Consider the following 25,056-nt stretch of genomic DNA (forward strand, 5'->3'; position numbering starts at 1 on the left):
ACGACATAACACCCATCGAAGGAGTTATCGTGACCATGGTCTCACAGCAGTTCAGTTATGTCATCGGGGTGGATACCCATGCCAAGACACACACGCTGGTCGCCCTCGACCATCTGGGCGGGAAACACGGCACCGCGCAAACATTCCCGACAACTCCGCCCGGACTCAAACGGGCTCAGGCGTGGATCGAACGCGAAACAACAGGGCCGGTTTTGGTGGCCATGGAGGGCACCGGGTCCTACGGAGCCCAGTTCTGCGACCTCCTGACGGCCGCCGGCGTGCGCGTCACCGAAACCAGGCCGCCCAAGCGCGGCGTTCGCCGGGCCGGCAAAACCGACCCCATCGACGCAGAGCACGCCGCCCGCTACGCCCTCGCCCTGCCAATGGAGCACCTCATCACGCCCCGCAACCACGCTGGGCACCACGCAGCCTTGACGGTGCTACTGACCGCGCGCGCCGCCCTCAAGAAGGCCCACAGCGCCTCCAACAACCGCCTCACAGCGCTGCTGCGCGGGTACGGTTTCGGCCTGGACGTTCGCCTGGCCCTCACCGCCGAGCAAGTCAAAGTCGTCGCAGCCTGGCGCGCCCATCGAAACGATGACGTCGGCATGGTCACCATCCGCGCCGAGGCTGCCCGCGAAGCGCGAGAGATCCTCAGCCGTCAAGCCGAGCTCACGGCGAACGAGAAGGGCCTCCTCAAGCACGTGAAAGCCCTCGCCCCCTACCTGCTGCTTGAGCACGGCGTCGGCGCGATCGTCGCCGCGCAGCTGATCGTGTCGTGGTCGCACCAGGGACGCATCCGCTCCGAGGCCGCGTTCGCCCGCTTCGCGGGCATCGCGCCCATCCCCGCGTCATCGGGCAACACCATCCGCTACCGTCTGCACCGCGGCGGCGACCGGGCGCTCAACACCGCCATCTGGGTCACCACGTTCTACCGCTACCACCACGACCCGGCGACCGCCGCCTACGTCGAGAAACGGACGAAGGAAGGCAAGACACCCAAAGAAATCCAACGCGTCCTGAAACGCTACATCGCCCGGCACCTGTTCCGCGTCCTCGATAACCACACCATCTAAAACGTCACCACCGCCCAGCGGACAGGCCATCTTCGACGGCCCGCCCGCCACCCTCACGCGCCCAAAAACACGCCACACGACTCACAAAACATCATCAAAAAAGACCTCAACAGCTTGACAACTCCCATAGAAGCGTCGAGACACGCCGTAGACGGCGTTCCTCGACCAGCGGGTGAGGAGCGACCAGCGGGGTGAAGAAGGGTCTCGATGCTCCTATAGATGTCAAGCTGAGATTGCGGCTTGTTGGTGGCGTTCTCTGATGGTGATGAGGATTTGGAATATCTCTCGGGCGACGTAGCGTTTGAGGAGGCGCATGGCCTCGCGTTTGGTCTTTCCGCGGGCGAGGGCTTTGACTACGTAGTCGCGGGTTTTCTCGTGGGATTTCATCCTGACCATGACGATTCGGTAGGCCGCTGAGTTGCCTTGGCGGTGGCCGCCGCGGTTCAATCGGTGTCGGTTGGTCTTGCCGGATGAGGCTTGGATTGGGGCGGTGCCGATGAGGTGTGCGAAGGCGGATTCGTTGTTGAGGCGGTCGACGTTTTCGCCGGCGACGATCAGCATTGTCGCGGCGACGTCCGGTCCAACGCCGTGCACGGCGAGAAGTTCCGGGGCGTGCTCTTTTACGATGGCGCCGAGGCGTTTCATCAGCCGGTCGGCTTCTTTGAGCAACTCCAAATAGCGTTTGCCGAGGGAGCGGAGGACGTTCTTCGTTTCGGTCATGACGAGGTCGTCGGCCTTGCGCACGGGGATCTTTGAGCAGCGCAGCGCCAGGTTCTTCGCCTTGAGTTTCGCGAGGCTCACGCGCAGGTCTGCGGGCGCGCTGACGATCAGGCATTGCAACTGATTCATGCTCTCGGTGCGCTGTTTGACTAGCAAGCGGCGGGAGGTGCGGAGCACGCGCAGGGCCTCCACGAATCCGTCCTGGGTCTTCGGGACGGCGGTGGCGAGCTCGTTGAGGACGGCGCGGGCCGCGTTGTAAGCGTCGATCTGGTCGGTCTTGCCGCGCAGGCGCCGCAGCTGCTTATCCGGCGCGATTAAGTCGATGACGGGGATGCCACGGCGGGTGAGTTCGCGGGTGAGGCCGGCGCCGTAGGACCCGGTCCCCTCGACGCCGGCGCGGCCGATCCGGCCGACGCCGGTCGCCCAGGCGATGAGGTCGGAGTACCCGGCGGAGGTGGCGTCGAACTTCCGGTCGGCGATCGATTTTCCGACGTGGTTGATCACCGCCGCGTGATGAAAATCTTTGTGCGTATCGACGCCGAGGATCAGATCCTTGCGGGAATAGGTCATGCTGAATACAGCCCTTCTGTTTGAGGGTCAGTGTTCAGGGGCACCGTCAGACAAGTCAGTGAAGAGGCTGGAGTCAAGCTCCTATTAAGTCATGGTGGTGCTCCCGAACGCGACAATGCGTGCGGGGGCTGGACACCGGTCGACGCATCGAGACAAAGACAACCGAAGCGTCAGACAAGCTCCGAGTCAGACCGGGCCAACCCCCTGCAACCATCATCACTGACAAGCTCGACCAGCGGAGGAGGGGGCTCGACCAGCGGAAGCGGACCCGCGGCGGTCAGGACACGAGGGTCTCGCACAGCCAGAGGGCCGGCCAGGCCGCGGCCAGCACGATGGCGAGATACACGAAGTTGCGGCGGGTAAGCGCAATACTGTCGATACCGTAGCGCCCGTGCAGAAACATGGTGAGTCCGGTGAGTGGCCCGACCGAGGTGGATACTCCCCAGCCTATCGATGCCGCAAGCACGAACAGTGTGGGATCGGGATTGAGTGGCAACGCGATCGCCGCCACCACGGCAACCGACACCACCGGGTGCACGCCGATCAGGGCGAAGAGCACCATCACTACGAGGCAAGCCCAGGCCACAGGCACCGTGAAACTCGTGAAAGGCAGGCCAATCGAGACCATCGGGAACAGTACCCGCAGCCCGACAGCGAGGATGCCCGCCGACGCGAAAAGCGTCACCTCGCCGCGCAGGTTCGGCAGGTCATAGCGAGCGTGGCGGGCGAGCCGGCGCAGGGCACCGTTCGGCTTCTGCAGCAGCAAACCGACGAGCGTCACGGCGAGAGCAGCGAGAAGCACGATGCGAGGAACCGGAACCTCGGGCCAAACTTGGTGCGCAAGCACGACGAGCGCCACGAGCGCGAGCGGAATGCGAATAAGTGCCCAGCCGAGCGTATATCCCGTGTAGCCGCGCAGGTCGGATCCCCACATGCGAAAGATGTCGAAGCAGCTCAGACAGATCGCGACGAGGGCCAGAGGCAAGCCCACCAGAATGAGCACGAGGCTGTTCGCACCGGGAACCAGGGAGGTGGCCGCCGCAGCGGCCGCCCAGAAGGGAGACCAGAAGGCCGCCGCCGAGTAGGCGCGGGACAGCATGGCAGCATCGGGCAGGCGGAGCTTGGACGAGCCGCGCAGGTGGTCGCCCACGATACCGACGGCCCCGAGGTTGATCACAGCGCCGAGGGCGTGGGTGGCGACTGCCGTGCGCACCACGGCGGGGGCGCCGCGCAGTCTGCTGCGCGTCTCGGTGGGAACGGGAGTGACCAGCCGCAGAAACGACACGGCTGTGAGCATGCCGATCAGGTCCTGGTTGACCGACAACGCGCTGAGGGTCGTGACCTCGCCCCCGAGGGCCAGCCCGATGATCAGGGAGGCGATGCCCAGGAGCATGAGGATGCTCGCAACAATCCGCTGGGTGCGCGCCACGAGCACGAGCCCCACGGCCGCGCAACCGAGCGTGAGCGCCCCCGCCACGAGAGTGATCTGCGGCCAGACAGCGGATGCCCCCACCGTCACGATCACACCGCTGACCAGCAGCGCATAGGCGAAGCCCCACCCACCCCCGCCTCGAACTGTCACCGCTGAAATCTATCGCACGAGAGCCGATCCTCATCACGGCACGCACCTTGCCACTAACGTGCCAAGCAAGGTAGTGTGACGGCCATGAACGTCGATGTGGGAGCACAACTCCGCAAGGGAGTAGTGGAGTCCTGCGTATTGGGGCTGCTGGACCAGCAACCGATGTACGGCTGGCAGCTGTCCGAAACGCTCATCCGGCACAACCTGATCGCCAGCATCGGCACTCTGTACCCGATGCTGTCCCGTCTGCGCAGTCAGGGTCTAGTCACTACCTATGAGGAGGCCTCGGACGCCGGTCCAACGCGCAAGTACTACCGGCTCACGCCCGACGGGACTGATCACCTGCGGAATTTTCGCCTGCAATGGCAACCCTTTGCCCGCACGGTGGGCGAGATCGTCGGAAAGGACGAAACCCATGACTAAATCGTCAACGAACGCGCCGATCCGCGCCTACCTTGCTGAGCTTGACGCTGCCCTCGCGGACCTGCCCTCTGATGTGCGTCGAGGGATCCTCGAGGGGGTCGGCGAAGAGCTCCGCGGGTTGAGCGAGTCAGACACTGTCCGTCGAATTCAACAACTCGGCCACCCCGCGTTCATCGCATCCCAGGCGCGCGCCGAGGCCGGCTTGAGCGAAAGTGACGCAGCGGATGCCACACGAGAATTGTCTGACCCGGCCTGGTTTCCCGTCGTGGCTGCGCTCCTGGTCATGGTCGGCGGAGTCCTGATTCCCTTCGTGGGCGCGATCGCCGGGCTCGTGATGGTCTGGTTCTCCCGCACCTGGACGCGAGCCGAGAAGTGGGTCGCCACCCTCACCCCTGTGGTGGCCGTTGTGCTCGCCGTCCTGCTTGCCGCTGCCGCGGCCCTGTCGTCGCGTCAGGACGTCTCCCCAAGTGGTGACGTGCACAATCCGCTGGTCCCCGCCCTCTTCGACGCGGTCTGGTCGAGCCTGCTCATGGTCCTCGTGGTGCAGGTATTCGTGGGTATTTGGCTGCTCGTGCGAGCCCGGGCCCGGTAGGGAGGCGCAGGCGCCGCGAAGTGAGCGCAGCCTGTCCTGTGTAGCGGTTCCGGGCGCATCCATTTAGCGTGAGCTATGCACTCGTGAATCCGTGGGCGCCCACCCGATGCTTCAAGGAGAACCATGTTCGATACCTTCTTCGGTCTTCCGATGCATCCTCTCGTTGTTCACGCGACAGAAGTCATCGTGCCGACCGCCGCGCTCGTCGTGCTTCTCGTCGCCGTCTGGCCGCGGTTTCGCCGTTGGGCGCGTTTCCTGCCGCTGGGACTTGCCCTCGCTGCGCTCGTTCTCGTGCCCATCTCCACCGAAACCGGGGAGGCGCTGGAGGCGCGGGTCGGCGACTCCGCGCTGATCGAGATCCACTCCGAGCTGGCCGAGGGCCTGCTGCCCTGGGTGATCGGCCTGGTCGTGGTCGCCGGCGTGATGCTGTGGCGCAGCTATGTGGACCGCGCGCCGCGTCGAACTCCGAAGTGGATTGCCATTGCCATCATCGCTGCGGCCGTCATCACGTCCACCGGAACGATGGTGCAGGCCATCCGAATCGGACACAGCGGCGCTACCGCGGTGTGGCAGGAAGACATGGGCACGACGCCGGCCCCGTCGGGCGACTCCGACTAGATTTCCGCCGGGGCCGCCCGTGATCCACTCGCTCCGTGCTTCACTCAGAAGAGGGTGTCGCCGATGTAGCGCCCGGCGGCACAGCCGGGCGGGATCGCGAACACGGCCGACCCGATGGGGGCTATCCACTCGTTCATGAGGTCGAGTGCGTCCAGTCGCCGCTGGATAGGAACGAACTGGGCGTCGACATCCGCCTGGAACGTGACGAACAGCAGGCCGGAGTTCGACACGCTCGAGCCCGTCGGGCCTTCGTCGTAGTTGTAGCCGCGGCGAAGGAAGCGCTCGGCCGGGTTCTCGGACCGGGCGCGCCGCATGTGTGAGAACTCGGGGATGACGGGAAAACCGATCGCCGTCTTCGCCTCGAAGTCGGGGGCATCCGCTTCCTGGGTGCCGGTGAGGGGTGCGCCGTTGGCCAGGGTGCGACCAACGGATGCCTCCCGGCCGGAGCGATCGAGCTTGTCCCACTTGTCGAGGTTCATGCAGATGCGTCGCAGCACGAAACCGGTGCCGCCGTGTAGCCAAGCCGGGTTGGCTGCCGTGCCCCACACCAGGTTTTCGAAGTCGGTCGTGCCAGGCACGAGGTTGACGGTGCCGTCCACCTGACCGAAGAGATTGCGCATGGTCGTGCCCGGCTTCACGGAACCGGGCGCGCGCCGAAAGCCGGACTGTACCCAGCGCACGGACGCGAAAGAGCGGCTGTCCTTGAGCAGCATTCGGGTGGCGTGCGCTACCGTGAGCGCGTCGTCGGCCGCGAACTGTATGAGAAGATCGCCGTCAGCCCAAGCCGGGTCGAGCCTGTCGACGCCGAACGCAGGCAGCGGTCGGAGCCAGCTCGGCACCGCGCCACCGGCGGCGGCCACGAGCCCGGGGCCGAAGCCAAAGGTGACGGTGAGCCGGGCCGGAGCCACGGCAAGTTCCGGCTCGGAGTCGGCCAGGGCAGGCGCGCCCTGGCTGAGCCGCGCGGCATCGCTCGTGAGGATGCGCATCATGCGGCGGAGCGTGGCCGCATCGGTTCCCGCGTTCAGGTCCAGGGAGAGCAGGGTCACCTGGGATTGGGGGACGGTGTCGATTCCGGCCTGGTGACGCCCATAAAACGGCACAACTTCGTTGCCGTTCAGGCCCGCGGGTGCCGCCGCGGGCGGTGTGGCGGATGCCTTCGCTGCCAGGTCGATGCCGATGGCGCCCACCGCGCCGATCCCGGCCGCTGCCCCGCCGAGCAGGAGGTGCCTCCGACTCAGACGACGACCAGCAGCAGCGTGCTTATCCACTTCCATTACTTGTCTGCATTCATGTTCGTGTCGCCCTCGTACGTCTCGTTCGCTCCTGAGTAGTCCTTTGCGGGGGCGGTGAAGTCGAACGTGGAACCGTCGGACAGCGTTGCGGTGAATGAAGAGTCCTCGCCGGCCACGAGGGGAGCGGTGAGGCCCATCAGCATGATGTGGTTGGCGCCGGGAGCGAGCTCGTAGCTGCCGCCGGCGGGAACGACGAAGCCGCCTTCTTTCTTCTGCATGACCATGGCCCCGGAATCGTTCTCCACTGTCTCGTGGAGCTCGATCATGGGCGCGGCCTCGGAGCTCACGGCGGTGATGGTGATGTCTGTGTCGCTCGAATTTTCGAGAACGCCGAAGGCCGCGCTCATGCCCGATTCGGCGGACTTGACCCAGGGGTCGGTGATGCTCAGGCCGTCGGCGGCGGGCGTGGAGGGTGCCGCGGGGGCTGTCGCGGTGCCCGCGCAGCCGGAGAGGGTGAGGAGCGCTGCGACGGCGATCACGAGGATGCGGGGTGTTGTGGTCAGTGTCATGTGAGGGGTTCCGTTCCGTGAGTGGTTCCGGTATTCGAGCTCGCGGAGGCGCGAGTCGACGTCTGGGCGTGTTGGCGCCGGAGGAGAAACAGGATGAGGGAGAAGATGGCGACCCCGATGACAGCCCCGCCTGCGCCGATCAGCGCCACGGGTACGTGCCAGGGGGTCGATGAGGTCAGGGGCTGGGCTTCGGTCGGGGGCGCGTCTTCGTTCTGCGGCGCGGCCGAAGCGGATGCCGCGGCGCCACTTTCCGCTGTGAACACGGCATCCGCTGCCCCCACTCCGAAGTCAAACGTGCCCGAGACGGGGTGGCCGTCGGCGGAGACCACGCGCCACCGCACCTGGTAGTTTCCGTCGGGCAGATCGGTGGCGACGGCCTGGCTGACCTTGGCCCCCTCGAGGGTGGGCGCGCCCTGCGCCCAATCGTCTCCGCCCTCGTCCACCACGAGCAGGATCGCCCCGAGTTGCAGGATGTCGTCGGTGAAGACCATCTCGATCTGGGCCGGTGCCGAGCCGAGGTGTTCGGTCTCTCCCGGCGTCGTCGAGAGTACGGAGTCGTGGGCGCTCGCCGCGGGCACACCGACTCCCAGCACGAGCGAGGCAATGAGGGTGGCGAGGGCCGCGCCCGCTCTGTGGGCGTGGCGGAGGCGTGTGTGATGCATAACGGAGAGTCCATTCACAGTGGTGGCGGATGGCCGCGACCACGAGAGATCGGGTGTGCCTGTCACTGACGCGGGGGTCGGTGACGGGCGGCGAAGGGTCGGGTGCGCCGAAGAGTCAGGTGCGCCGAATCGGCGCGCGAGACGCGAGGGCGCTCAGCTCGCGGGACGGCTTGTGCCTGGCGCGCCGTCACCGGCGCGCGGGCACCTGCTCACACAGTGTTGTGCTCACACGCGGGGAGCGGCGCTGAGGCTAGAGGGCGGAGAGCGCCACGGGCGGGCCGCGGTATCGCATCGGCGATAGCAAAACGGCAGGCTCCGTGGGCACAAGGGCACGGGCGAGCGCGGCGAGAACATGAGCTCGCTGGCGTGGCAGCGAGACGATGATTCCGAGGGTGCGCACGAGGGCGACCAGGGCGAGGCGGGCGACGTCCAGCAGAGACCAGAAGGACTGCTCGCCGCGTCGCAGCGCGACGATGGTGACGACGGCCGCGAAGGCGTGCGCGACCCACATCCAGCCCATGTCCAGCATGCCGTGTGCCGAGACGGCGGCGGCCGCGTCGGTGGCACCCACCACAACCGCGCCGTGATGTCCTGTGGTGGTCATGCTGGCAGAACTGGTACCGCCAAGCCCGAAGAGCACGTGGAAAAGCACCTGGCTGAATCCAACGGACAGGGTGAGTTTGGTGAGTGAGAGTTTCGTGCCGGCCAGGGCAACACACGCCATGCCGGCAAATGCCAGGGCCAGGGTGATGCTGATCAGTTGGGGTGATTCCCCGCCAGCGGCGACATGGGACAGTGCGGCCACGAGCACGGCAACGGATGCGGTGAGCCAGCCGCGCACAAATCTCGCCCACCTGGTTGCCATGTCATCCCTCATTTCTGCGATAAGGCTAGCGGACCCGGGCAACGGTAAACTGCCAGTCATGCAACACGATGAGCGATGTGCACGGGGTGCCCAGTGGTAACCGACGAGACACTGCGACTTCCCACGATCCAGTTTCGTGCCGTGCTGGATCTTGGCGAGTGCCTCGCCGCTGCAATCCCTCTTCCGGAGGCGCTCGGACACCCTGACCTGTTCGCCGACTGGGGTGACGACGGCGAGGCGCTCAACCTGTCCGTCGACTTCGAAGACGGCCAATTGCACATCGTGCTCGACGACACTGGGCCCACATTTCACTTTCACGGAAACGAGGACCCGTACGAGAGCCCGTGGCCCCAGACGGAAACGGAAACGCTCCTGCAGTGGGCGCTCACGCTCGCGCAGGAGATCTACACGCTCGAAGACCTGCTCGACTCCATTGCGGATGCCGCCGATTGGTTCGAGCAGGGGTTCACCCTTTATGTGCCGGAAACTGATCCCACCCAGCTTGAACTCATCGAGCTCGGCATCACCGGCGAGTTATTGACCTTGCCCTGGCTGGGCTCGGGAACCGTCGACCACGAGCACATCGACGGCGATCATCACCCGATCGCACTGGTCTGGACGCCCGTACCGGGGCGCGATGGCCAGCAGATTGCGCGCGCCTGGCTGGACCCCGCCACGGGGGAGCCGCGCACCGAGGCCCTGCCCGGAGTGGACTGGAACGCTGTCGCGATGGCCGAGGACGAAGTGCTCTCCTGGTTGCTGGGTATCTACGCCAACCACCACGTGGCACCAACGCCCGAAGCGCAGATCATGCGCGCGGCTCTCGAGCGCATGGGGGGCATCAGCTCCAGTTCCGTCTGAGCTCGCCCGGATTTTCGAGACAGGCCCCCAACGGAGCACCGCGGGGGTATCCTCCCAGGTATGAAACGCATGAAGTTCGCCGGGGGGTCGATCATCACGGGTGGCGTGGTGGCAGATTCCCTCTTGGAGTATGCGACGAAACTGTCCGGAACACTGACCAGCGTGTCAGTGAACGTACCCGTGCTGGAGACCGACGGGTCAACGACGATCCACACGCTGCTCATTGGACCGGCCAGTCAATTCGACGTTGAAGAAGTGGCCATCTTCTCCGACGAAGAGGAGCTCGCCATGTTTCCGGTGCCTGCTCTGCCGATGATCGGCGTTGTCGCGTCGGTCGAGTCGCTGGCCGACGCCGAGGAAGACGCGGCACAGTTCAACCAGGCCGTGGCCGATATCGACAGCAGCCTGTCTTAGGCGACCCCAATCGACCCGACGTGAGAAGAGGAAGCGAATGGGCAAGTTCATGTACGGTACGCCGGCAACGTCCGTGGAATTCGACGACCGCACTCTGGCCCACCTGAAGGTCGTCATCATCGCCAAGCTCCGCCGGGGCGAGAGCTTCACCTTCACCTGGGCCAACACGCCGGAGTCGGGCGGCGGCCACAATTCGATCTGGCTGAACCCCTCCGTTCCGTTGCAGTTCGAGTTCTACGGCAGCAAGGATCCCCTCCTCAATCGAACGTGGCTGGAGGAGCTCGTGCGCCTGACCAACACTCCCGCCGGGCTGCATGTCGTACCCGAGCCGCCCGAGGTAGCGAACGTGGCGACTCCGGCCGTGAAGTCCGCCCTCAAACCGACGGCCACGCAGGGAACAAAGCTGCACGGAGCCCGCTAGCTGGCTAACGCCCGAACAGCCTCGACCAGAACGATCCCGTGGGCGCGACCTTCTCGTGGCCGCCGCACTGCTTCGCCCGGGGGACACCCCTCATGACCTGGTCGACGTGCTGGCCGCAGCCGGCCCAGGTTGTCTTTCCGCAGGTCTTACAGGTAACGGCTCGGCACATGGTGATTCCCTTTCAGTGGACGATAGTGGATCACACTATACCCCACGGGGTATCTGAATCTCTCGGGGTCTACGATAAACAGGTGAACGATACATTGCCTCCCTGCCCCGAATGCTCCAGCGACCTCACCTATGAGATGGGTGCCCTTCTCGTGTGCCCGCTCTGCGCGCACGAATGGTCGGTCGAGGCTGACGCGTCGGGCGATGAGGCCGCCGAGACGGTATTCAAGGACGCCTTCGGCACTGTTCTGACGGATGGCGACACCGTCTCCGTGATCAAGGACCTGAAATTCAAGGGCAGTTCCACCGCGATCAAGGTGGGCACCAAGGTGCGCAACATCCGGCTGTTCGGCCCGGTCGACGGCCACGACATCGAGTGCAAGGTCGACGGATTCGGTCCCATGCAGCTCAAATCGAGCGTGGTGAAGAAGGTCTAACCTTCGCCCACGGGTTGAGAGATAGGGCGGGATTCGCCTCGGCGATTCTGGAATTATCCAACTGGGTGACACTATCGAGAATCGGGACTATCCCGATATCGGCACAACGGTTTGTTCCCTGCCACGAAATCCAGCCCAAGGACACACGCAATGCCACAAAGCCTCATTCGTTCGAGCCATCTCCCTCGCTCTGTTGCAGGCCTGTCGCTCGGACTGCTGCAGGATCTGCAGCAGCTGGCTCGCACGCCCTCGTTGCTCGTCGCGTGCAACTACGGCGGAACCCTGTCGTACCATGGCGATTCGGCCGTGCCGTCTCAACCGCTGGCTGAATCCGCCACGGCTCTCCGAGCTCTGGCTGCGCTGCCCAACACCCACACGGCCGTGCTGTCGGGACGCCCGCTGCGCGACCTCGCCGCCGATTCTCGCCTCCCGCGCGAGGTACACCTGGTGGGCTCCCACGGAGCGGAATTCGATTCCGAGTTCTTCGCCGCCGCCGCAACATCAGGGGAGGCCGAAGACTCCGGCATCGCCCTCGACCGGCTGCGCACCCGTCTCGGCGTAAGCGCAGCGTTCTTCGCAGGCGACGCCGCGAGTGATGAGCACGCCATGAACACCCTGCACGGCCCCGACATGGGCGTGCGCGTGGGGCCCGGACAGTCCGTGGCCGCCCACCACATCAGTGGCCCGGAGATTTTGGCGCAGATGCTCGCCCTTCTCTTTGAACTTCGCAAGGACTGGCTCTTCGGCCAGGAGGTGGTCGCCATCGAGCGGCACTCCATGATCGGCGACGGCACGACCACCGCGCTCGTGACGCCGGATGCCCGCATCTGCTGGATGACGCATCCGCTTCCCGACTCCGGATCGCTGTTCGCGAGCATTCTCGGCAGCGACGAGGCCGGCCACTTCTCGATCGAGCCCGTGAAAAAGTCGCGCGTGCTCGGACAGCGCTACCTCGACAACACCATGATCGTGGAGACGCGCTGGGCGGATGTCACGGTGAAGGACTACATCGAACCGTCACCTCTCGGCATCACCAACCTGGTGCGCGTGCTCACGGGCACCGGATCGGCCCGGATCGTGTTCGCCCCGCGGCCCGACTACGCGGCGGCCTACTTCAACATGCACGCCGATGCTGTGGGTGTGCAGATCACCGGAACGTCAGACCCGATCACACTCTCGTCTCCGGGCGTCGACTTCGCGATCACTTCCGATGGGCGCAACGCCACGGCCTCTGCCGTCGTCGATCTCTCGAAGGGCCCCGTCGTGCTCAACCTGCGCTGCGGCGACACCGAGTCGCTCGCGCCGGAGCCGGCAGGGGAGCCCGAGCGCCGCGCGGCAGTGGCGGCATCGTCGCGCGCCTGGGTGAACACCCTCACGCTTCCCAACGTGAAGCCCGCCCTCGTCGGGCGCTCGGCGCTGGTTCTGCGCGCGCTCACCTACGAACCCACCGGAGCGGTGCTGGCCGCCTCCACCACCTCCCTGCCGGAGGGAATCGGCGGAACCCGCAACTGGGACTACCGCTACTGCTGGCTGCGCGACGGCTCGATGACAGTGAAGGCGCTCGTCGACCTGGGGTCGACGGTTGAGGCAGAGGGGTTTCTGCAGTGGCTCGACGGAATTCTGCAGCGCAGCCCGGGCGCCGAGTGGCTGCATCCGCTGTACTCGGTCTCCGGCTACTCGCTGTCCACCGAGGCGAGTCTTGAGTCGCTGCCCGGTTATGCCGGCTCTCGCCCTGTGCGCATCGGCAACGCCGCTGACAACCAGGTGCAGCTCGACGTGTTCGGCCCGATCGCGGAACTGATCGACACGCTCAGCGCGCGTCGCGGGGAACTCACCGACTTCCAGTGGGGTCTCCTCGGGCAGATGGTCGACGCGGTCGAGAGTCGCTGGCAGGAGCCCGACCACGGCATCTGGGAGGCTCGCCGCTCGCCGCGGCACCACACCTACACGAAGACCATGTGCTGGGTCACCATCGACCGCGCCCTGCGCGTGGCCGCGCGGCACGACCGTGTGGCCGAGCCGCACTGGGAGCTGCTCGCCGAGACCATTCGTGAGGACGTACTGCGCGAAGGCTGGGACGACGACGTGAAGTCGTATACGGTGGCCTACGACAGTCCAGACCTCGACGCCGCAGTGCTGCACATCGGGCTGTCCGGCTTACTCGACGTGAACGACCCCCGGTTTTACCAGACCGTGAGCGCGGTCGAACGCGAACTGCGCGTGGGCCCGACTGTCTTCAGGTACCGCTACGACGATGGGCTTCCGGGCCTCGAGGGCGGGTTCCACATCTGCACCACGTGGCTGATCGAGGCGTACATGCTCACCGGACGCTTCGACGAGGCCGAGGCGTTGTTCGACCAGCTCGTCACCCTCACCGGCCCCACCGGCCTGCTGTCCGAGGAGTTCGACCCCGCCACGGAGATCCACCTCGGAAACCACCCGCAGGCGTACTCGCACCTCGGGTTCATCCGCTGCGCCCAGCTGCTCGACGAGCACCGCAAGCGCGATGCGGTGCCCTACGTGCTGGCCACCGCCGGCTGACCCGCCGGGCGGGGTCGTGGTAGCGTGCGGGGCATGAAGCAGGCAGAGTTGTTCTTTCAAGCGGATGCCGCGTTGCGCTCCGTCATCGACCGGATCACTACCGAGCAGCTCGGGCTCGCAGCTCCGCCCGAGTGGTCCCTCCGGGAGAACCCGACCCTGCGCAACGTCCTCGCGTCGCACGCACGCGATGAGGCCTGGGTGCCGGATGTGCTCTCCGGCCGCACCATAGAAGACGCCGGCGCGACCTACGACGGCGACCTGCTCGGCGACGACCCTGTGGGTAGTTACGACAGGCTGAACGACCGCGCGACGGCCGCCGTTACCGCTGACCTCGACCCTGACAAGGTCGTGCACCTGAGCTACGGCGACTTTCCGCTCGCGGAATACCTGCAGCACGCGAGCGTGTATCGGGCCTTCCAGGCCTGGTCGATCGCCCACCTCATCGGGCTACCGTTCTCCATGAGCGACGAACTCGTCGACACCCTCTGGGAGCAGATCCTGCCAGAGGTCGACGGTTGGCGCACGATGGGCGTGTTCCCCCCGGAGGTCGCGGTGCCGGCGGACGCCGACCGCGAGACGCAGCTGCTCGGCAAAACCGGGTACTGGCAGGCCTGACTCCTAGTCGGTGGACGCTGACCTGGCACGGATGGTGTTGATGATGCCGGAGAAGTCCTGGCCGGCACCCCCCTCTTCGTCGGCGAAGCGACGGTAGATCGCGGCGGCGAGGGTGCCGAGTTCGGCGTTCACCCCGGTGCTTTCGAGGGCGTTGACGGCGAGTCCGAGGTCCTTGGCCATCAGGGCGCCGGCGAAACCGGGCTGGTAGTCGCGGTTCGCCGGGCTCGTGGGCACGGGTCCGGGCACCGGGCAGTTGGTCGTGAGAGCCCAGCACTGGCCGGACGCCGTCGACGCCACGTCGAACAGGGCCTGGTTGGTCAGCCCGAGCTTCTCGCCGAGCACGAACGCCTCGCTCACGGCGATCATCGAGATGCCGAGAATCATGTTGTTGCAGACCTTGGCGGCCTGGCCACCGCCCGAGCCGCCGCAGTGCACGATCTTGCCGCCCATCACCTCGAGCACGGGCTTCGCCGCCTCGAAGTCCTCGATTTCGGCGCCGACCATGAAGGTGAGCGTGCCGGCCGTTGCGCCGCCGACTCCGCCAGACACCGGGGCGTCGAGCCCGCGGTGGCCTGCCGCCACGAGCAGGTCACGGGCCGCGCGGGCATCCTCCACATCGATTGTGGAACACTCCAGAAACAGCGTGTTCGGGGCAGCGGATGCGATGAGCCCGGGTGTGGCCTCGTCACCCTGATAGGCGCCGAGCACGTGTCGGCCGCTCGGAAGCATCGTGATGATCACGTCGGCGTCGGCCACGGCGGCGGCCGCGGACTCGGCCACGGTGATGCCGTTGGCGCGCGCCTCGTTGAGGGCGGCGGGAACCAGGTCGAAGCCCGAGACGGTGTGTCCGGCCTTCACGAGGTTGGCCGCCATCGGCCCGCCCATGTGGCCCAGACCGATGAATGCGATGCGTGTGCTCATGAGATTCTCCTGGCTAATTCGAATGGGGGTGGGCGAGCGCCGTGAGGCGGAGCTCGTCGGCGCCGAGATCGTCGAAGTGCGACGCGACTTCGGCATCGCTCACATCGGCGAGCTCCGGGGGCGACCACTGCGGGGTACGGTCCTTGTCGATGACCATGGCGCGGATGCCCTCGCGAAAGTCCGGTCGCTTGAGGCTGTGGATGGACACCCTGAATTCCTGTTCGAGCACGGCTTCCAGGTTCGGCAGCTTCCGTGCCCGGCGCAGGGATTCGAGGGTGACCTTCACCGCGGTGGGGGATTTGGCGAGGATCACGTCTGCCGTGGCGCGGGCATCCGCTTCGGGGGACTGCTGCAGGTTCGCGACGATCTGCTCCGCGGTGTCGGCCGAGTAGCAGGCGTCGATCCAGGACTGCGAGGCGAGCAGGGGCGCCGCCGGCGGTGCCTCGGTGAAGGAATCAAGCGTCGACTGCAGGTCGCTGCCTGCGGTCATCTCGCCCAGGGCGCGCACGAGGGCTGGCACCTTCTCGCTCGCCAGGTACCGATCCGCGAGCCCCAACCTGATGGCGTCGGCGCCGGTCGCCGTGCCGGCCGTGAGGGCGAGGTGCGTGCCGAGCTCGCCGGGAGAACGGCCGAACAGGTAGGTTCCGCCGACATCGGGCACGAAGCCGATCGCCGTCTCCGGCATGCCCACCTTGGTGCGCTCGGTCACGATGCGGATCGAAGCGTGCGCGGACACTCCCATGCCGCCGCCGAGCACGACGCCGTCCATCATCGCGATGAAGGGCTTGGGGTAGCGGGCGATCTGCAGGTTGACGGGGTATTCGTCGGCCCAGAACGTGCTGGTTCCCGTGCCGCCCGCCACGGTGTCTCGGTAGATGGCCACGATGTCGCCGCCGGCGCACAGGCCGCGTTCGCCGGCGCCGGTGAGGAGCACGGCGTGCACTGCGTCATCCGTCTCCCAGTCGGTGAGCTGGCGGCCGATCGTCATCATCATCCTGTGGGTGAGGGCGTTCATGGCCCGTGGTCGGTTGAGAATGAGGTGGCCAAGCGTGCCTTCCCGACGCACGAGAACCTCGGGTTCAGTGGGCTCCACGGCGGTCACGAGGCGTCCGCCAGGGTGCGGCCGATGATGAGGCGCATAATTTCGTTACTGCCTTCCAGAATCTGGTGCACCCGAAGGTCGCGCACGACCTTCTCGATGCCGTACTCGCTCAGGTAGCCGTAGCCGCCGTGCAGCTGGATGGCCCGGTTGGCCACCGAAAAACCGGTGTCGGTGGCGACGCGCTTGGCCATGGCGCAGAGCTTCACCCGGTCGGGCGCGCCGCGATCGAGGGCGTCCGCCGCCCGCCAGATCATGGTGCGGGCAGTTTCGAGCTCGGTGTCCATGTCGGCGAGTTCGAACAGCAGCGCCTGCTGATCGATCAGGGGTTTGCCGAAGGCTTTGCGCTCCTTGAGGTAGGCAACCGTCTGGTCGAGGGCCCACTGGGCGCCGCCGAGGGAGCAGGCGCCCATGTTGACGCGGCCGCCGTTCAGGCCCTTCATGGCGATGCCGAAGCCGTCGCCCTCCACGCCGAGCAGGTTACCAACGGGAACGCGCACGTCTTCGAGGATCACCTGGGCCGTGGGCATGGCGTTCCAGCCCATCTTCTTCTCGTTGGGCCCGAAGGAGAGCCCGGGGGTGCCGGCTGGTACGACGATTGCCGAAATGCCGTGGTTGCCGGTGTCGCTCGTGCGGGCCATCACGATGTAGACGCTCGACGTTCCGGCCCCGGAGATGAACTGCTTCACTCCGTTGAGCACGTACTCGTCGCCGTCGCGCACGGCCCTGGTGCGCAGGGCGCCCGCGTCGGAGCCTGCATCGGGTTCGGTGAGGCAGTAGCTGCCGAGCGCCGTCATGGCGGTGAGCCCCGGTACCCACTTCTCCCGCTGCACGTCGGTGCCGAAGGTGTCGATCATCCAAGCCACCATGTTGTGGATGGAGATGTACGCGGCGATCGTGGGGTCGCCCTTGGCGAGCTCCTCGAAGATGCGCGCTGCGTCGCTCCTGGTGAGGCCAGAGCCGCCCACGTCTTCGCGCACGTAGATGCCACCCATGCCGAGGCCTCCGGCCTCTTCGAGCACGTCCACCGGGAAGTGCTTGGCGGCGTCCCATTCCACGGCGTGCGGGGCGAGGGAGGTGGTGGCGAAGTCGCGCACCATCTCCACGATGTCCTGTTGTTCGTCGGTCAGCTGAAACATGATCAACCCATCGTTGGAATCACGAAGCTGGCCTCGTCCTTGACCCCGTTGGGCCAGCGCGAGGTCACAGTCTTGGTCTTGGTATAGAACCTGAAGGAATCCGGACCGTGTTGGTTGAGATCGCCGAAGCCGGAGCGCTTCCAGCCGCCGAACGAGTGGTACGCGATCGGCACGGGGATCGGAACGTTCACACCCACCATGCCGGTGTTGACCCGGGCAGCGAAGTCGCGGGCCGTACCGCCGTCGTTCGTGTAGATGGAGACACCGTTTCCGTATTCGTGCTCGCTGGGGAGGCGCAGGGCCTCTTCGTAGTTGTCGGCGCGCACGATGATGAGCACGGGGCCGAAGATCTCCTCGAGGTAGATGCGCATGTCGGCCGTCACGTTGTCGAACAGGCTCGGGCCCATGAAGAAACCGTTCTCGTAGCCGTCGAGGGTGAAGTCACGGCCGTCAACCACGAGGTCGGCGCCCTCGTCGATGCCCACCGTGATGTAGTCGGAGACCCGATCGACGGCAGGCTGGTTGATGAGGGGGCCGTAGTCGGCGGACTCGTCGAGGCAGTGGCCCACCTTCACGGTCTTGACCCGCTCGATCAGCTTGGCCACGAGGGCATCCGCCGTGGCCTTGCCCACGGGAACGGCCACCGAGATGGCCATGCAGCGCTCGCCGGCGGCGCCGTAGCCAGCGCCGATCAGGGTGTCGGCGACCATGTCGAGGTCGGCGTCAGGCATCACGATCATGTGGTTTTTCGCGCCGCCGAAGCACTGCGCGCGCTTGCCGTTGGCGGCGGCCTGGGTGTAGATGTACTGCGCGATCGGGGTGGACCCGACGAAACCGATGGCCTTCACCCGCGGGTCTTCGAGCAGGGCGTCGACGGTGTCCTTGCCGCCGTTGACCACGTTGAACACGCCGGCCGGGAGCCCGGCCTCGAGGAAGAGTTCGGCAATGCGCAGCGGCACGGAGGGATCGCGCTCGGAGGGCTTGAGGATGAAGGAGTTTCCGCTCGCGAGGGCGGGTCCGGCCTTCCACAGCGGGATCATGGCCGGAAAGTTGAAGGGGGTGATTCCCGCGACCACGCCGAGGGGCTGGCGCATCGAGTACACGTCGATATCTGTGCCGGCGCCGGTGCTGTACTCGCCCTTGAGGAGGTGCGGGCCGCCGGCGGCGAACTCGATGACCTCGAGGCCGCGCTGGATGTCGCCCTTGGCGTCCGCGACGGTCTTGCCGTGCTCGGAGGAGAGCAATCGGGCGAGGGAGTCCATTTCGGCGTTCACGAGGTCGAGGAAGCGCATGAGCACTCGCGCGCGGCGCGACGGGTTCCAGGCTCCCCACGCGAGCTGGGCCTCTTCGGCGTTGGCGATCGCGGCTTCTGTTTCTTCGCGGCTCGCGAGAGGCACGCGGGACTGCACGAGGCCGGTGTTGGGATCGAAGACGTCGGAGAAGCGTCCGGAGGTACCGGCGACGTGCTTGCCTCCGATGAAGTGGGTCAATTCGCGAGTCATGCGGGAGCCTGCTTTCTCTAGCGACGTCATTGTGCTGTCTCACGACCAAGATACTAGGAAGCCCTAGTAATTACTAGGGCTTCCTAGTATCTTAGGATGACATCAGAAATTGACGCACACGGCTACGCGCGAAATCGGCCCCTCGAAGGAGAGAAGCACATGAAGATCGTTGTTCTGGTCAAGCAGGTCCCCGATACCTGGGGAGAACGAACGCTCCGCGCCGATGGCACGGTCGACCGTGAGTCTGCCGACAGCGTGATCGACGAGATCACCGAGCGCGCCGTTGAAACTGCCCTGCAGCTCCGCGAGGCGCACCAGGGCACGGTCACGGTGCTCACGATGGGACCGGTCGGCGCTGTCGATGTGCTGCGCAAGGCGCTCGCTATGGGCGCCGACTCGGCGATCCTGGTCACGGACGACGCGCTGGCGGGCTCCGACGCCCTGCAAACCTCTGCCGCGCTCGCGGCCGCGCTGCGAACTGTCGAGTTCGACCTGGTGATCGCCGGCACGGAGTCGACCGACGGCGCCACCGGCGCCATCCCCGCGATGCTCGCGGAACGACTCGGCCTGGCCCAGCTCACGTTCCTGAGCGCCGTGACGGTCGAGGGCGATGTGGTGAGTGGCAACCGTTCGGTCGAAGACGGCTCCCTCGAGGTGCGTGCCCACCTGCCCGCCGTGATCTCCATGACTGAGCAGGCTCCCGACCCGCGCTTTCCGAACTTCCGGGGAATCATGGGGGCAAAGAAGAAGCCCCTGACCAAGCTCTCCGCCGCCGACCTCGGGCTCAACCCCGACGACATCGGTGGCGCGAACGCCTGGTCCCTCGTGCGCGGTGTGACGGCTCGTCCCCCCCGCAGCGCCGGCACCGTCATTAAAGACGACGGCACGGGCGCCACCCAGCTCGCCGACTTTCTGGCCTCGGCCAACCTCCTCAAATAGACCCGACCGAACACGACGTGAAGGACACACTCATGCCACAGATTCTTGTGCTCGTCGAGCACTCGCAGGGAAAACTCACCACCGTCACCGGGGAACTCCTCGCTGCCGCCGCCCGGCTGGGGGAGCCCAGCGCGGTTCTCGTGGGCCGACCCGGCATCGGCGACTCCCTCATGGCGGAGTTGGGCGCCCTCGGGGCTCTGCACGTCTACGTGGCCGAAGCGGATGCCGCTGACACCCTGCTGGTCACGCCGGCCGTGGCCGCGCTCGATGCGGCGGCTAAGGCTGCCGGCGCCGTGGGAGGCGTTCTCATCACGGCCAGTATCGCGGGCCGGGAGACCGCGGCACGGCTCAGCGTGCGCCTCGATGCGGGGCTAATTAACGACGCCGTCGATCTGGAATCTACAGACGGCGGCATCGTGGCCACGATGCAGGCCCTCGGCGGCGCTTTCACCGTGCGGGCAGCTGCCAAGTCCCTGCCGATCGTGACGATTCGTCCGCACGCGATCACGGGTGCGGCGCCGGCCGCCGAGGCGCAGCGCATCAACGTGGACGTTGACCTCGATGCGGCACCCGCCGCGCAGATCACGGCGGTACACGCCGAAGCAACGGCGACCGATCGCCCCGACCTGATGTCGGCGAGCGTGATCGTCTCTGGCGGACGCGGCCTCGGCTCACGGGAGAACTTCGCGCTCGTTGAGCAGCTCGCGGATGTTTTCGGTGCCGCCGTCGGAGCCTCCCGCGCCGCCGTCGACGCCGACTACTGCGACCACAACATGCAGGTCGGTCAGACGGGCGTCACGGTGTCGCCGGATCTGTACATCGCCCTCGGTATCTCGGGTGCGATCCAGCACCGCGCCGGAATGCAGAGCGCGAAGACCATCGTGGTGATCAACAAAGACGCCGATGCCCCACTCTTCGAGGTGGCTGACTTCGGCGTGGTCGGCGACCTGTTCACCGTCGTGCCGCAACTCATCGAGGCCGTGCGGGCACGCCAGCAGGCCTGACCGCAGGATCTGGTCGAATCCGCCGGATCTGGTCGAATCCGCCGGATCTGGTCGAGTCCGCCGGGTCTGGTCGGGCCCTACAGAGCCGCGAGCAGCTCCCGCATCTCGGCGATTTCAGCGGTCTGCGAGGTCACGATCGACTGCGCGAGGGTCTGAGCTTCGGGGTTCTCGCCGTTGGACAGCTCGGCCTTCGCCATCACAATCGCTCCCTCGTGGTGCATGATCATCTGCTGCAGGAAGAGAGCGCCGGCATCCGCTCCGGAGGAATCGCGCAGCGCCATCATGTCGCCATCGCTCATCATGCCGTTCGAGCCCTCGCCCATGCCGCCCATGCCGGAGTGGTCGGTCGCCTCGGCGCCCCATTCGGTGAGCCAGCCCTGCATCTGGTCGATTTCCGGCTGCTGGGCGGCCTTGATAGCGGTCGCGATGTCGGTGACCCTGACGTCGACGCCGTCCTTGGTGAGCAGGTCGTCGCTCATCTCGATGGCCTGCTCGTGATGCGGAATCATCAGTTGCGCGAATGACTCGTCGGCGTCGTTGAATGCGGCCGTGCTCGCCGAGGTGCTGGCGCCGGCATCGCCGCTTGCGCCGGGAGTGGGCCCTGCGACCGCGCAGGCGCTGAGGGTGAGAGCCGACGCGAGAGCGAGGACGGTCACAAGGGACGTGCGAGCGGTTGGGGTCATGTCTGGGCCATTCCGTGTGGAGGGGGCGGGGTCGTATACCCCCATAGAGTATCCGACAGTCGCGAGGCTCGGGCCCTCGAGCATGTGAAATCCATGTGAATGGGCTGGGCGTCCTCGACCGATTCTCCGCTGGGCGGGCACAGCTACGGCGCTCGCAAGCCGGTGAGCGAGCGGTCCGCAGCGGGTTTCGGTGCCCTCGGAAAGGGGGGCACGAACCTGAGTACCCAGCTTCCACGGAGGCTCGGCAACGAAGGCATACCTATGCTCGGGCAATGCCCCGGTGGCGCTGTGGCCTCTGCCGCTGTGTCGCCAGCTATCGAAAGGAATTACAAATGCCCCAGAACCATACCTCCAAGGCGTTCAACACTCCCCTCAAGAAGAAGATTTTCGGCGGTGCCGTCACCGTGATCACCGCGGGATCCCTGCTGGGCCTCGGCGCGGTCGGCGCCCAGGCGTCGCCGCTCGACCAGGTGACAGACACCACCAGCGGAACCTCCGCCACCTCGAGCACGTCGGCCGACGGCAAGGCCAGCACGACCGACGACGTGATTGCCGCCGTCAAGCAGCAGCTACGCGCCGACCTCTCGCAGGGTGGCAGCATGAGCGAGAAGGCGCAGAACGTCTCCCAGACCGTGGCGGGCCAGTCCGCACTGTTCGCAAGCCTCCCCGCGAACCTACAGGCCGACCTCACGTCGCTCAACGCGGCGTCCGGCCCCGAGCGCGACGCTCTCGCTGCCCAGATCGGCACGACGGCACTCGACGGCGGTTACGGCGAGGAGGCGCAGAAGGTCGCGACTGCCGTTCAGGACGACCCGAAGCATCCGCTCGCCGCGGCACTGCGCGCACTCGTGGGACAGACCGGCGAGCACTCCGACAAGGTCGGCGAGCACGCCGACCGGAGCGCGGAGAAGACGTCACAGCGGGTGACCGAGGCGCTGATCGAGCACCCAGAGCTCTTCGCGAACCTGCCGACCAACCTGCAGGATGACCTGACCGCGCTCAAGGACGCTCCGGAGGCCGACCGCGCGGTCGACGCCGACGCCATCGAGGCCAAGGCGCTCGCCGGCGAGTATGGTGCCGAGATCCAGAAGATCGCCGGACACATCCAGGCTGATGACGATGTGACGGCAGGCGGCGAGGTGAGCGCCGACACCGACGTGAAGACGGACGCCGGCACGGGCAAGTAGCCCGCACCACTGCTGCACGGGTGGCCGGGAGCGCAGACTCCCGGCCACCCGTGTGTGTGCACGTGGCATAGATTGGCTGCACACCCAAAGATGTGAGGCACTCAATGACCGGCTGGCGGCTGCGCGACTTTCACCCCGATGATCTCGACGGAATCCTGCGACTGTGGGAGGAAATCAAGGCCTCCGACACCGAGCCCGTCTACGGACTGTCCGAGGTGCTCGCCTCTTGCCAGAAGGACTACGCGATCGTTGCTGTGCACGGCGACGAGGTCGTGGGCGCCGCTGTGGGCCGCGCCGCCCACGCGCAGGGCTGGATCGTCTTCCTCGCCACCGCGCAGGACTGGCAAAGCCAGGGCATCGGAACAGCCATGCTCGCGGCCCTCGAAGCTCGCATGGCCCCGCACGGCATGACGAAGCTGTCGGCCCTCATGCCTGAGTCCGAGACCCGAGTGGATGCCTTCATCAATCGCGGCTTCGAGGTGAAGAAGAACCTGCGGTACTTCGAGCGGCACATTCCCGTGCAGCGCCAAGAACTCAAGCTGCTCACCGAACTCGGCGGCAGGGTTCTGCCCCGAGATCTGTGGAGCCGGGTGGGGGGCATGCAGCAGGAGAAGGAACTGCTCGAACGCCGGCTCGTGATGCCGCTCGCCAAGCCCGACCTCGCCGAGCAGTACGGCGTGTCCGCGCCCAAGGCCGTGGTTCTCTTCGGCCCTCCCGGCACCGGAAAGACCACGTTCGCCAAGGCCATCGCCTCCAGGCTGGAATGGTCTTTTGTGGAGGTCTTCCCCTCCCGGCTCGCCGCCGACCCGCAGGGCCTCGCCGGGGCGCTCCGTGAGACGTTCCTCAAGATCGCCGAGCTCGAGCATGCCGTTGTCTTCATTGACGAGGTGGAGGAGATCGCGGCCCAGCGCCAGGGCGACCCGCCCTCTGCCATGCAGGGGGTCACGAACGAGCTGCTGAAGATCATCCCGGCGTTTCGGGATCAGCCGGGCCGACTGCTGGTGTGCGCCACGAACTTCATCCGCGCCCTCGACTCCGCATTCCTGCGCCACGGCCGCTTCGACTATGTCATTCCGATCGGCCTGCCCGACGTGGCCGCGCGACAGGCGATCTGGGAACGCTACATCCCCCAGGCCGTCGCGGGGGTGGTGGACCTCGACGCGCTCGTGGAGAAGAGCGAAGGATTTTCACCGGCCGACATCGAGTATGCCGCTCACCGGGCGTCGCAGAATGCGCTCGAGAAGGCCCTGTACTCGGTCGAGGAGTCGCCCGTCCTGGCCGGTCCGAGCACCGAGGACTACGTGGCGGCCATCCTGTCGACTCGAACGACGGTGTCCGCCGAGGTCGCGGCGGAGTTCTTGGAGGACATTCAGAGCCTCGCGCGCCTCTGAACCTGTCAGTATCGGGGTCATGTTGCGAACAGTGTCTGCGCGTCTTGAGCTTGAGGTAGTTGCGCCGGCAAGGCTGATCTTCGAGGTGACGGTGGCCGGTGGTTTCACGGCAACCGAGAGTCTCTCGATTCGGCAAGACGGGACAGAGTGCGAGAAGCGGATGCTGGTTTACCAGCACGACACGCGTGCCCATCAGATCGACGCCAGACCCGGCCGCCTGAAAGTGAACTATCGGGCCGAGGTCACCGGGCAGGCCGCGGTCGCGGAGGTGAGCGACGTCGACCGCATCCGCTACCTCCGGCCGAGCCGCTATTGCGAGTCCGACAGCCTGCGCCCGACTGCGATCGCCGAATTCACCGGCCTGACGGGACTGGATCTGCTGCATGGCGTGAGCTCCTGGGTGGGGCAGAAGCTGGCGTACGCTCCGGGATCGAGCCTTCCCACGGATGGCGCGGCTCGCACCCTGCTCGCACCCTGCTCGCACGCGAGGGCGTCTGCCGCGACTACGCCCACCTGGTGATCGCGCTGCTGCGGGCCATGGACGTGCCGGCTCGTCTCACATCCGTTTACGCACCAGGACTCAACCCGATGGACTTCCACGCCGTGGCAGAAGCCCTCGTTGATGACGCCTGGCACGTCGTCGACGCGACAGCGCTTGCCCCGCGGCAGGCTCTCGTGCGCATCGCCACCGGTCGGGATGCCGCTGACACGTCTTTTCTCACGGTGATTGGCGGCCTCGTGAACCTGTCCTCGCTTGAGGTTTCGGCGGTTGTCGACGAGCTGCCGCGCGACGACGTGCGGCAGCTCGTGGAACTTCGGTAGCGC

General features: G+C 66.3%; 25 protein-coding genes and 1 pseudogene. 15 read left to right on the plus strand and 11 right to left on the minus strand.

All coding sequences use genetic code 11. From position 1 onward, the window contains the following. The first annotated feature begins 35 nt into the window (after positions 1–35). Positions 36–1,076: an IS110 family RNA-guided transposase gene (locus BJ997_RS20570; protein WP_052542858.1), complete on the plus strand. Its 1,041-nt coding sequence runs from the start codon at positions 36–38 to the stop codon at positions 1,074–1,076. 222 nt (positions 1,077–1,298) lie between these two features. Here the strand turns inward: BJ997_RS20570 and BJ997_RS20575 are convergent, their stop codons facing one another. Both BJ997_RS20575 and BJ997_RS20580 read right to left on the minus strand, forming a co-directional pair. Next, positions 1,299–2,366, minus strand: coding sequence for an IS110 family RNA-guided transposase (locus BJ997_RS20575; protein WP_183323730.1), 1,068 nt, complete (start codon positions 2,364–2,366; stop codon positions 1,299–1,301). A 277-nt stretch (positions 2,367–2,643) separates the two neighbouring features. After that, positions 2,644–3,948 (minus strand): hypothetical protein, encoded by a 1,305-nt coding sequence (locus BJ997_RS20580; RefSeq protein ID WP_035840156.1) that lies wholly within the window; start codon positions 3,946–3,948, stop codon positions 2,644–2,646. Positions 3,949–4,032: 84 nt separating this feature from the next. Between BJ997_RS20580 and BJ997_RS20585 the strand changes: the two genes are divergently transcribed. From BJ997_RS20585 to BJ997_RS20595, 3 genes are all read left to right on the plus strand, one after another. Beyond that, complete coding sequence (locus BJ997_RS20585; RefSeq protein WP_035840154.1) at positions 4,033–4,371, plus strand: PadR family transcriptional regulator; 339 nt, start codon at positions 4,033–4,035, stop codon at positions 4,369–4,371. Continuing rightward, a complete protein-coding gene (locus BJ997_RS20590; RefSeq protein ID WP_035840153.1) occupies positions 4,364–4,963 on the plus strand; it encodes a hypothetical protein in 600 nt (199 codons plus the stop codon). Before BJ997_RS20585 ends, BJ997_RS20590 begins: the two co-directional genes overlap by 8 nt. Positions 4,964–5,086: 123 nt before the next feature. Continuing rightward, positions 5,087–5,581 carry a DUF2231 domain-containing protein gene (locus tag BJ997_RS20595; protein ID WP_035840152.1) on the plus strand — a complete coding sequence of 165 codons (495 nt, stop codon included), beginning with the start codon at positions 5,087–5,089 and terminating at the stop codon, positions 5,579–5,581. A 44-nt stretch (positions 5,582–5,625) separates the two neighbouring features. Here the strand turns inward: BJ997_RS20595 and BJ997_RS20600 are convergent, their stop codons facing one another. The 4 genes from BJ997_RS20600 to BJ997_RS20615 form a co-directional block, all read right to left on the minus strand. Next, positions 5,626–6,855, minus strand: a complete 1,230-nt coding sequence (locus BJ997_RS20600) for a Dyp-type peroxidase (protein ID WP_035840151.1) — start codon at positions 6,853–6,855, stop codon at positions 5,626–5,628. Further along, entirely contained in the window at positions 6,855–7,382 is a 528-nt protein-coding gene (locus BJ997_RS20605; RefSeq protein WP_035840148.1) for a copper chaperone PCu(A)C, read from the minus strand. Before BJ997_RS20605 ends, BJ997_RS20600 begins: the two co-directional genes overlap by 1 nt. Continuing rightward, positions 7,379–8,044, minus strand: a complete 666-nt coding sequence (locus BJ997_RS20610; protein ID WP_052542737.1) for a copper resistance CopC family protein — start codon at positions 8,042–8,044, stop codon at positions 7,379–7,381. The genes BJ997_RS20605 and BJ997_RS20610 overlap by 4 nt, the downstream gene beginning before the upstream one ends. A gap of 250 nt (positions 8,045–8,294) precedes the next feature. Next, on the minus strand, positions 8,295–8,909 hold the full coding sequence (locus BJ997_RS20615) for a hypothetical protein (RefSeq protein WP_052542735.1): 615 nt from the start codon (positions 8,907–8,909) through the stop codon (positions 8,295–8,297). Positions 8,910–9,002: 93 nt separating this feature from the next. Here BJ997_RS20615 and BJ997_RS20620 point away from each other — a divergent pair, with 93 nt between their 5' ends. From BJ997_RS20620 to BJ997_RS20645, 6 genes are all read left to right on the plus strand, one after another. Then, entirely contained in the window at positions 9,003–9,770 is a 768-nt protein-coding gene (locus BJ997_RS20620; protein ID WP_035840145.1) for a hypothetical protein, read from the plus strand. 60 nt (positions 9,771–9,830) lie between these two features. Further along, a complete protein-coding gene (locus BJ997_RS20625) occupies positions 9,831–10,184 on the plus strand; it encodes a hypothetical protein (protein WP_183323731.1) in 354 nt (117 codons plus the stop codon). A 37-nt stretch (positions 10,185–10,221) separates the two neighbouring features. Next, the gene (locus BJ997_RS20630; protein ID WP_236629025.1) at positions 10,222–10,605 is read left to right on the plus strand and encodes a DUF7882 family protein; all 384 of its coding nucleotides are present in this window, start codon (positions 10,222–10,224) and stop codon (positions 10,603–10,605) included. A gap of 251 nt (positions 10,606–10,856) precedes the next feature. After that, a complete protein-coding gene (locus tag BJ997_RS20635; RefSeq protein ID WP_035837173.1) occupies positions 10,857–11,210 on the plus strand; it encodes a zinc ribbon domain-containing protein YjdM in 354 nt (117 codons plus the stop codon). Between the two features lie 150 nt (positions 11,211–11,360). Next, positions 11,361–13,751 (plus strand): trehalase-like domain-containing protein, encoded by a 2,391-nt coding sequence (locus BJ997_RS20640; protein WP_052542355.1) that lies wholly within the window; start codon positions 11,361–11,363, stop codon positions 13,749–13,751. 33 nt (positions 13,752–13,784) lie between these two features. Continuing rightward, positions 13,785–14,366, plus strand: coding sequence for a hypothetical protein (locus BJ997_RS20645; RefSeq protein ID WP_035837174.1), 582 nt, complete (start codon positions 13,785–13,787; stop codon positions 14,364–14,366). Between the two features lie 3 nt (positions 14,367–14,369). Here BJ997_RS20645 and mmsB read toward each other — a convergent pair whose 3' ends face one another. Genes mmsB through BJ997_RS20665 form a run of 4 tightly spaced genes read right to left on the minus strand, consistent with a single transcriptional unit; the run spans position 14,370 to position 19,027 of the window. Then, the gene (gene mmsB / locus BJ997_RS20650) at positions 14,370–15,287 is read right to left on the minus strand and encodes a 3-hydroxyisobutyrate dehydrogenase (RefSeq protein ID WP_035837175.1); all 918 of its coding nucleotides are present in this window, start codon (positions 15,285–15,287) and stop codon (positions 14,370–14,372) included. A 13-nt stretch (positions 15,288–15,300) separates the two neighbouring features. After that, positions 15,301–16,389, minus strand: coding sequence for an enoyl-CoA hydratase/isomerase family protein (locus BJ997_RS20655; protein ID WP_035837176.1), 1,089 nt, complete (start codon positions 16,387–16,389; stop codon positions 15,301–15,303). Then, positions 16,386–17,525: an acyl-CoA dehydrogenase family protein gene (locus tag BJ997_RS20660; protein ID WP_035837177.1), complete on the minus strand. Its 1,140-nt coding sequence runs from the start codon at positions 17,523–17,525 to the stop codon at positions 16,386–16,388. The genes BJ997_RS20655 and BJ997_RS20660 overlap by 4 nt, the downstream gene beginning before the upstream one ends. A 2-nt stretch (positions 17,526–17,527) precedes the next feature. After that, positions 17,528–19,027: a CoA-acylating methylmalonate-semialdehyde dehydrogenase gene (locus BJ997_RS20665; protein WP_035837178.1), complete on the minus strand. Its 1,500-nt coding sequence runs from the start codon at positions 19,025–19,027 to the stop codon at positions 17,528–17,530. 159 nt (positions 19,028–19,186) lie between these two features. On the opposite strand from BJ997_RS20665, the gene BJ997_RS20670 reads away from it, so the two are divergent. Both BJ997_RS20670 and BJ997_RS20675 read left to right on the plus strand, forming a co-directional pair. Beyond that, positions 19,187–19,966: an electron transfer flavoprotein subunit beta/FixA family protein gene (locus BJ997_RS20670; RefSeq protein ID WP_035837179.1), complete on the plus strand. Its 780-nt coding sequence runs from the start codon at positions 19,187–19,189 to the stop codon at positions 19,964–19,966. 32 nt (positions 19,967–19,998) lie between these two features. Further along, a complete protein-coding gene (locus tag BJ997_RS20675) occupies positions 19,999–20,970 on the plus strand; it encodes an electron transfer flavoprotein subunit alpha/FixB family protein (protein ID WP_035837180.1) in 972 nt (323 codons plus the stop codon). Between the two features lie 77 nt (positions 20,971–21,047). On the opposite strand, the gene BJ997_RS20680 is transcribed toward BJ997_RS20675, so the two are convergent. Next, positions 21,048–21,653, minus strand: a complete 606-nt coding sequence (locus BJ997_RS20680) for a DUF305 domain-containing protein (RefSeq protein ID WP_052542356.1) — start codon at positions 21,651–21,653, stop codon at positions 21,048–21,050. Positions 21,654–21,985: 332 nt separating this feature from the next. On the opposite strand from BJ997_RS20680, the gene BJ997_RS20685 reads away from it, so the two are divergent. The 3 genes and pseudogenes from BJ997_RS20685 to BJ997_RS20695 all read left to right on the plus strand — a co-directional run bounded on the left by BJ997_RS20685 (position 21,986) and on the right by BJ997_RS20695 (position 25,053). Continuing rightward, complete coding sequence (locus BJ997_RS20685) at positions 21,986–22,840, plus strand: hypothetical protein (protein WP_035837181.1); 855 nt, start codon at positions 21,986–21,988, stop codon at positions 22,838–22,840. 104 nt (positions 22,841–22,944) lie between these two features. After that, positions 22,945–24,231 carry an ATP-binding protein gene (locus BJ997_RS20690; RefSeq protein WP_035837182.1) on the plus strand — a complete coding sequence of 429 codons (1,287 nt, stop codon included), beginning with the start codon at positions 22,945–22,947 and terminating at the stop codon, positions 24,229–24,231. Between the two features lie 19 nt (positions 24,232–24,250). After that, a pseudogene (locus BJ997_RS20695) lies at positions 24,251–25,053 on the plus strand (transglutaminase-like domain-containing protein). Positions 25,054–25,056 lie beyond the last annotated feature (3 nt).

It is taken from the genome of Cryobacterium roopkundense (assembly GCF_014200405.1).
Taxonomy (GTDB): Bacteria; Actinomycetota; Actinomycetes; order Actinomycetales; family Microbacteriaceae; genus Cryobacterium; species Cryobacterium roopkundense.

Coding starts and splice junctions, on each gene's coding strand:
- BJ997_RS20570 (WP_052542858.1), top strand. CDS start 36: ATGGTCTCACAGCAGTTCAGTTATGTCATCGGGGTGGATACCCATGCC.
- BJ997_RS20575 (WP_183323730.1), bottom strand. CDS start 2,366: ATGACCTATTCCCGCAAGGATCTGATCCTCGGCGTCGATACGCACAAA.
- BJ997_RS20585 (WP_035840154.1), top strand. CDS start 4,033: ATGAACGTCGATGTGGGAGCACAACTCCGCAAGGGAGTAGTGGAGTCC.
- BJ997_RS20590 (WP_035840153.1), top strand. CDS start 4,364: ATGACTAAATCGTCAACGAACGCGCCGATCCGCGCCTACCTTGCTGAG.
- BJ997_RS20595 (WP_035840152.1), top strand. CDS start 5,087: ATGTTCGATACCTTCTTCGGTCTTCCGATGCATCCTCTCGTTGTTCAC.
- BJ997_RS20600 (WP_035840151.1), bottom strand. CDS start 6,855: ATGGAAGTGGATAAGCACGCTGCTGCTGGTCGTCGTCTGAGTCGGAGG.
- BJ997_RS20605 (WP_035840148.1), bottom strand. CDS start 7,382: ATGACACTGACCACAACACCCCGCATCCTCGTGATCGCCGTCGCAGCG.
- BJ997_RS20610 (WP_052542737.1), bottom strand. CDS start 8,044: ATGCATCACACACGCCTCCGCCACGCCCACAGAGCGGGCGCGGCCCTC.
- BJ997_RS20615 (WP_052542735.1), bottom strand. CDS start 8,909: ATGGCAACCAGGTGGGCGAGATTTGTGCGCGGCTGGCTCACCGCATCC.
- BJ997_RS20625 (WP_183323731.1), top strand. CDS start 9,831: ATGAAACGCATGAAGTTCGCCGGGGGGTCGATCATCACGGGTGGCGTG.
- BJ997_RS20630 (WP_236629025.1), top strand. CDS start 10,222: ATGGGCAAGTTCATGTACGGTACGCCGGCAACGTCCGTGGAATTCGAC.
- BJ997_RS20640 (WP_052542355.1), top strand. CDS start 11,361: ATGCCACAAAGCCTCATTCGTTCGAGCCATCTCCCTCGCTCTGTTGCA.
- BJ997_RS20645 (WP_035837174.1), top strand. CDS start 13,785: ATGAAGCAGGCAGAGTTGTTCTTTCAAGCGGATGCCGCGTTGCGCTCC.
- mmsB (WP_035837175.1), bottom strand. CDS start 15,287: ATGAGCACACGCATCGCATTCATCGGTCTGGGCCACATGGGCGGGCCG.
- BJ997_RS20660 (WP_035837177.1), bottom strand. CDS start 17,525: ATGTTTCAGCTGACCGACGAACAACAGGACATCGTGGAGATGGTGCGC.
- BJ997_RS20665 (WP_035837178.1), bottom strand. CDS start 19,027: ATGACTCGCGAATTGACCCACTTCATCGGAGGCAAGCACGTCGCCGGT.
- BJ997_RS20670 (WP_035837179.1), top strand. CDS start 19,187: ATGAAGATCGTTGTTCTGGTCAAGCAGGTCCCCGATACCTGGGGAGAA.
- BJ997_RS20675 (WP_035837180.1), top strand. CDS start 19,999: ATGCCACAGATTCTTGTGCTCGTCGAGCACTCGCAGGGAAAACTCACC.
- BJ997_RS20680 (WP_052542356.1), bottom strand. CDS start 21,653: ATGACCCCAACCGCTCGCACGTCCCTTGTGACCGTCCTCGCTCTCGCG.
- BJ997_RS20685 (WP_035837181.1), top strand. CDS start 21,986: ATGCCCCAGAACCATACCTCCAAGGCGTTCAACACTCCCCTCAAGAAG.
- BJ997_RS20690 (WP_035837182.1), top strand. CDS start 22,945: ATGACCGGCTGGCGGCTGCGCGACTTTCACCCCGATGATCTCGACGGA.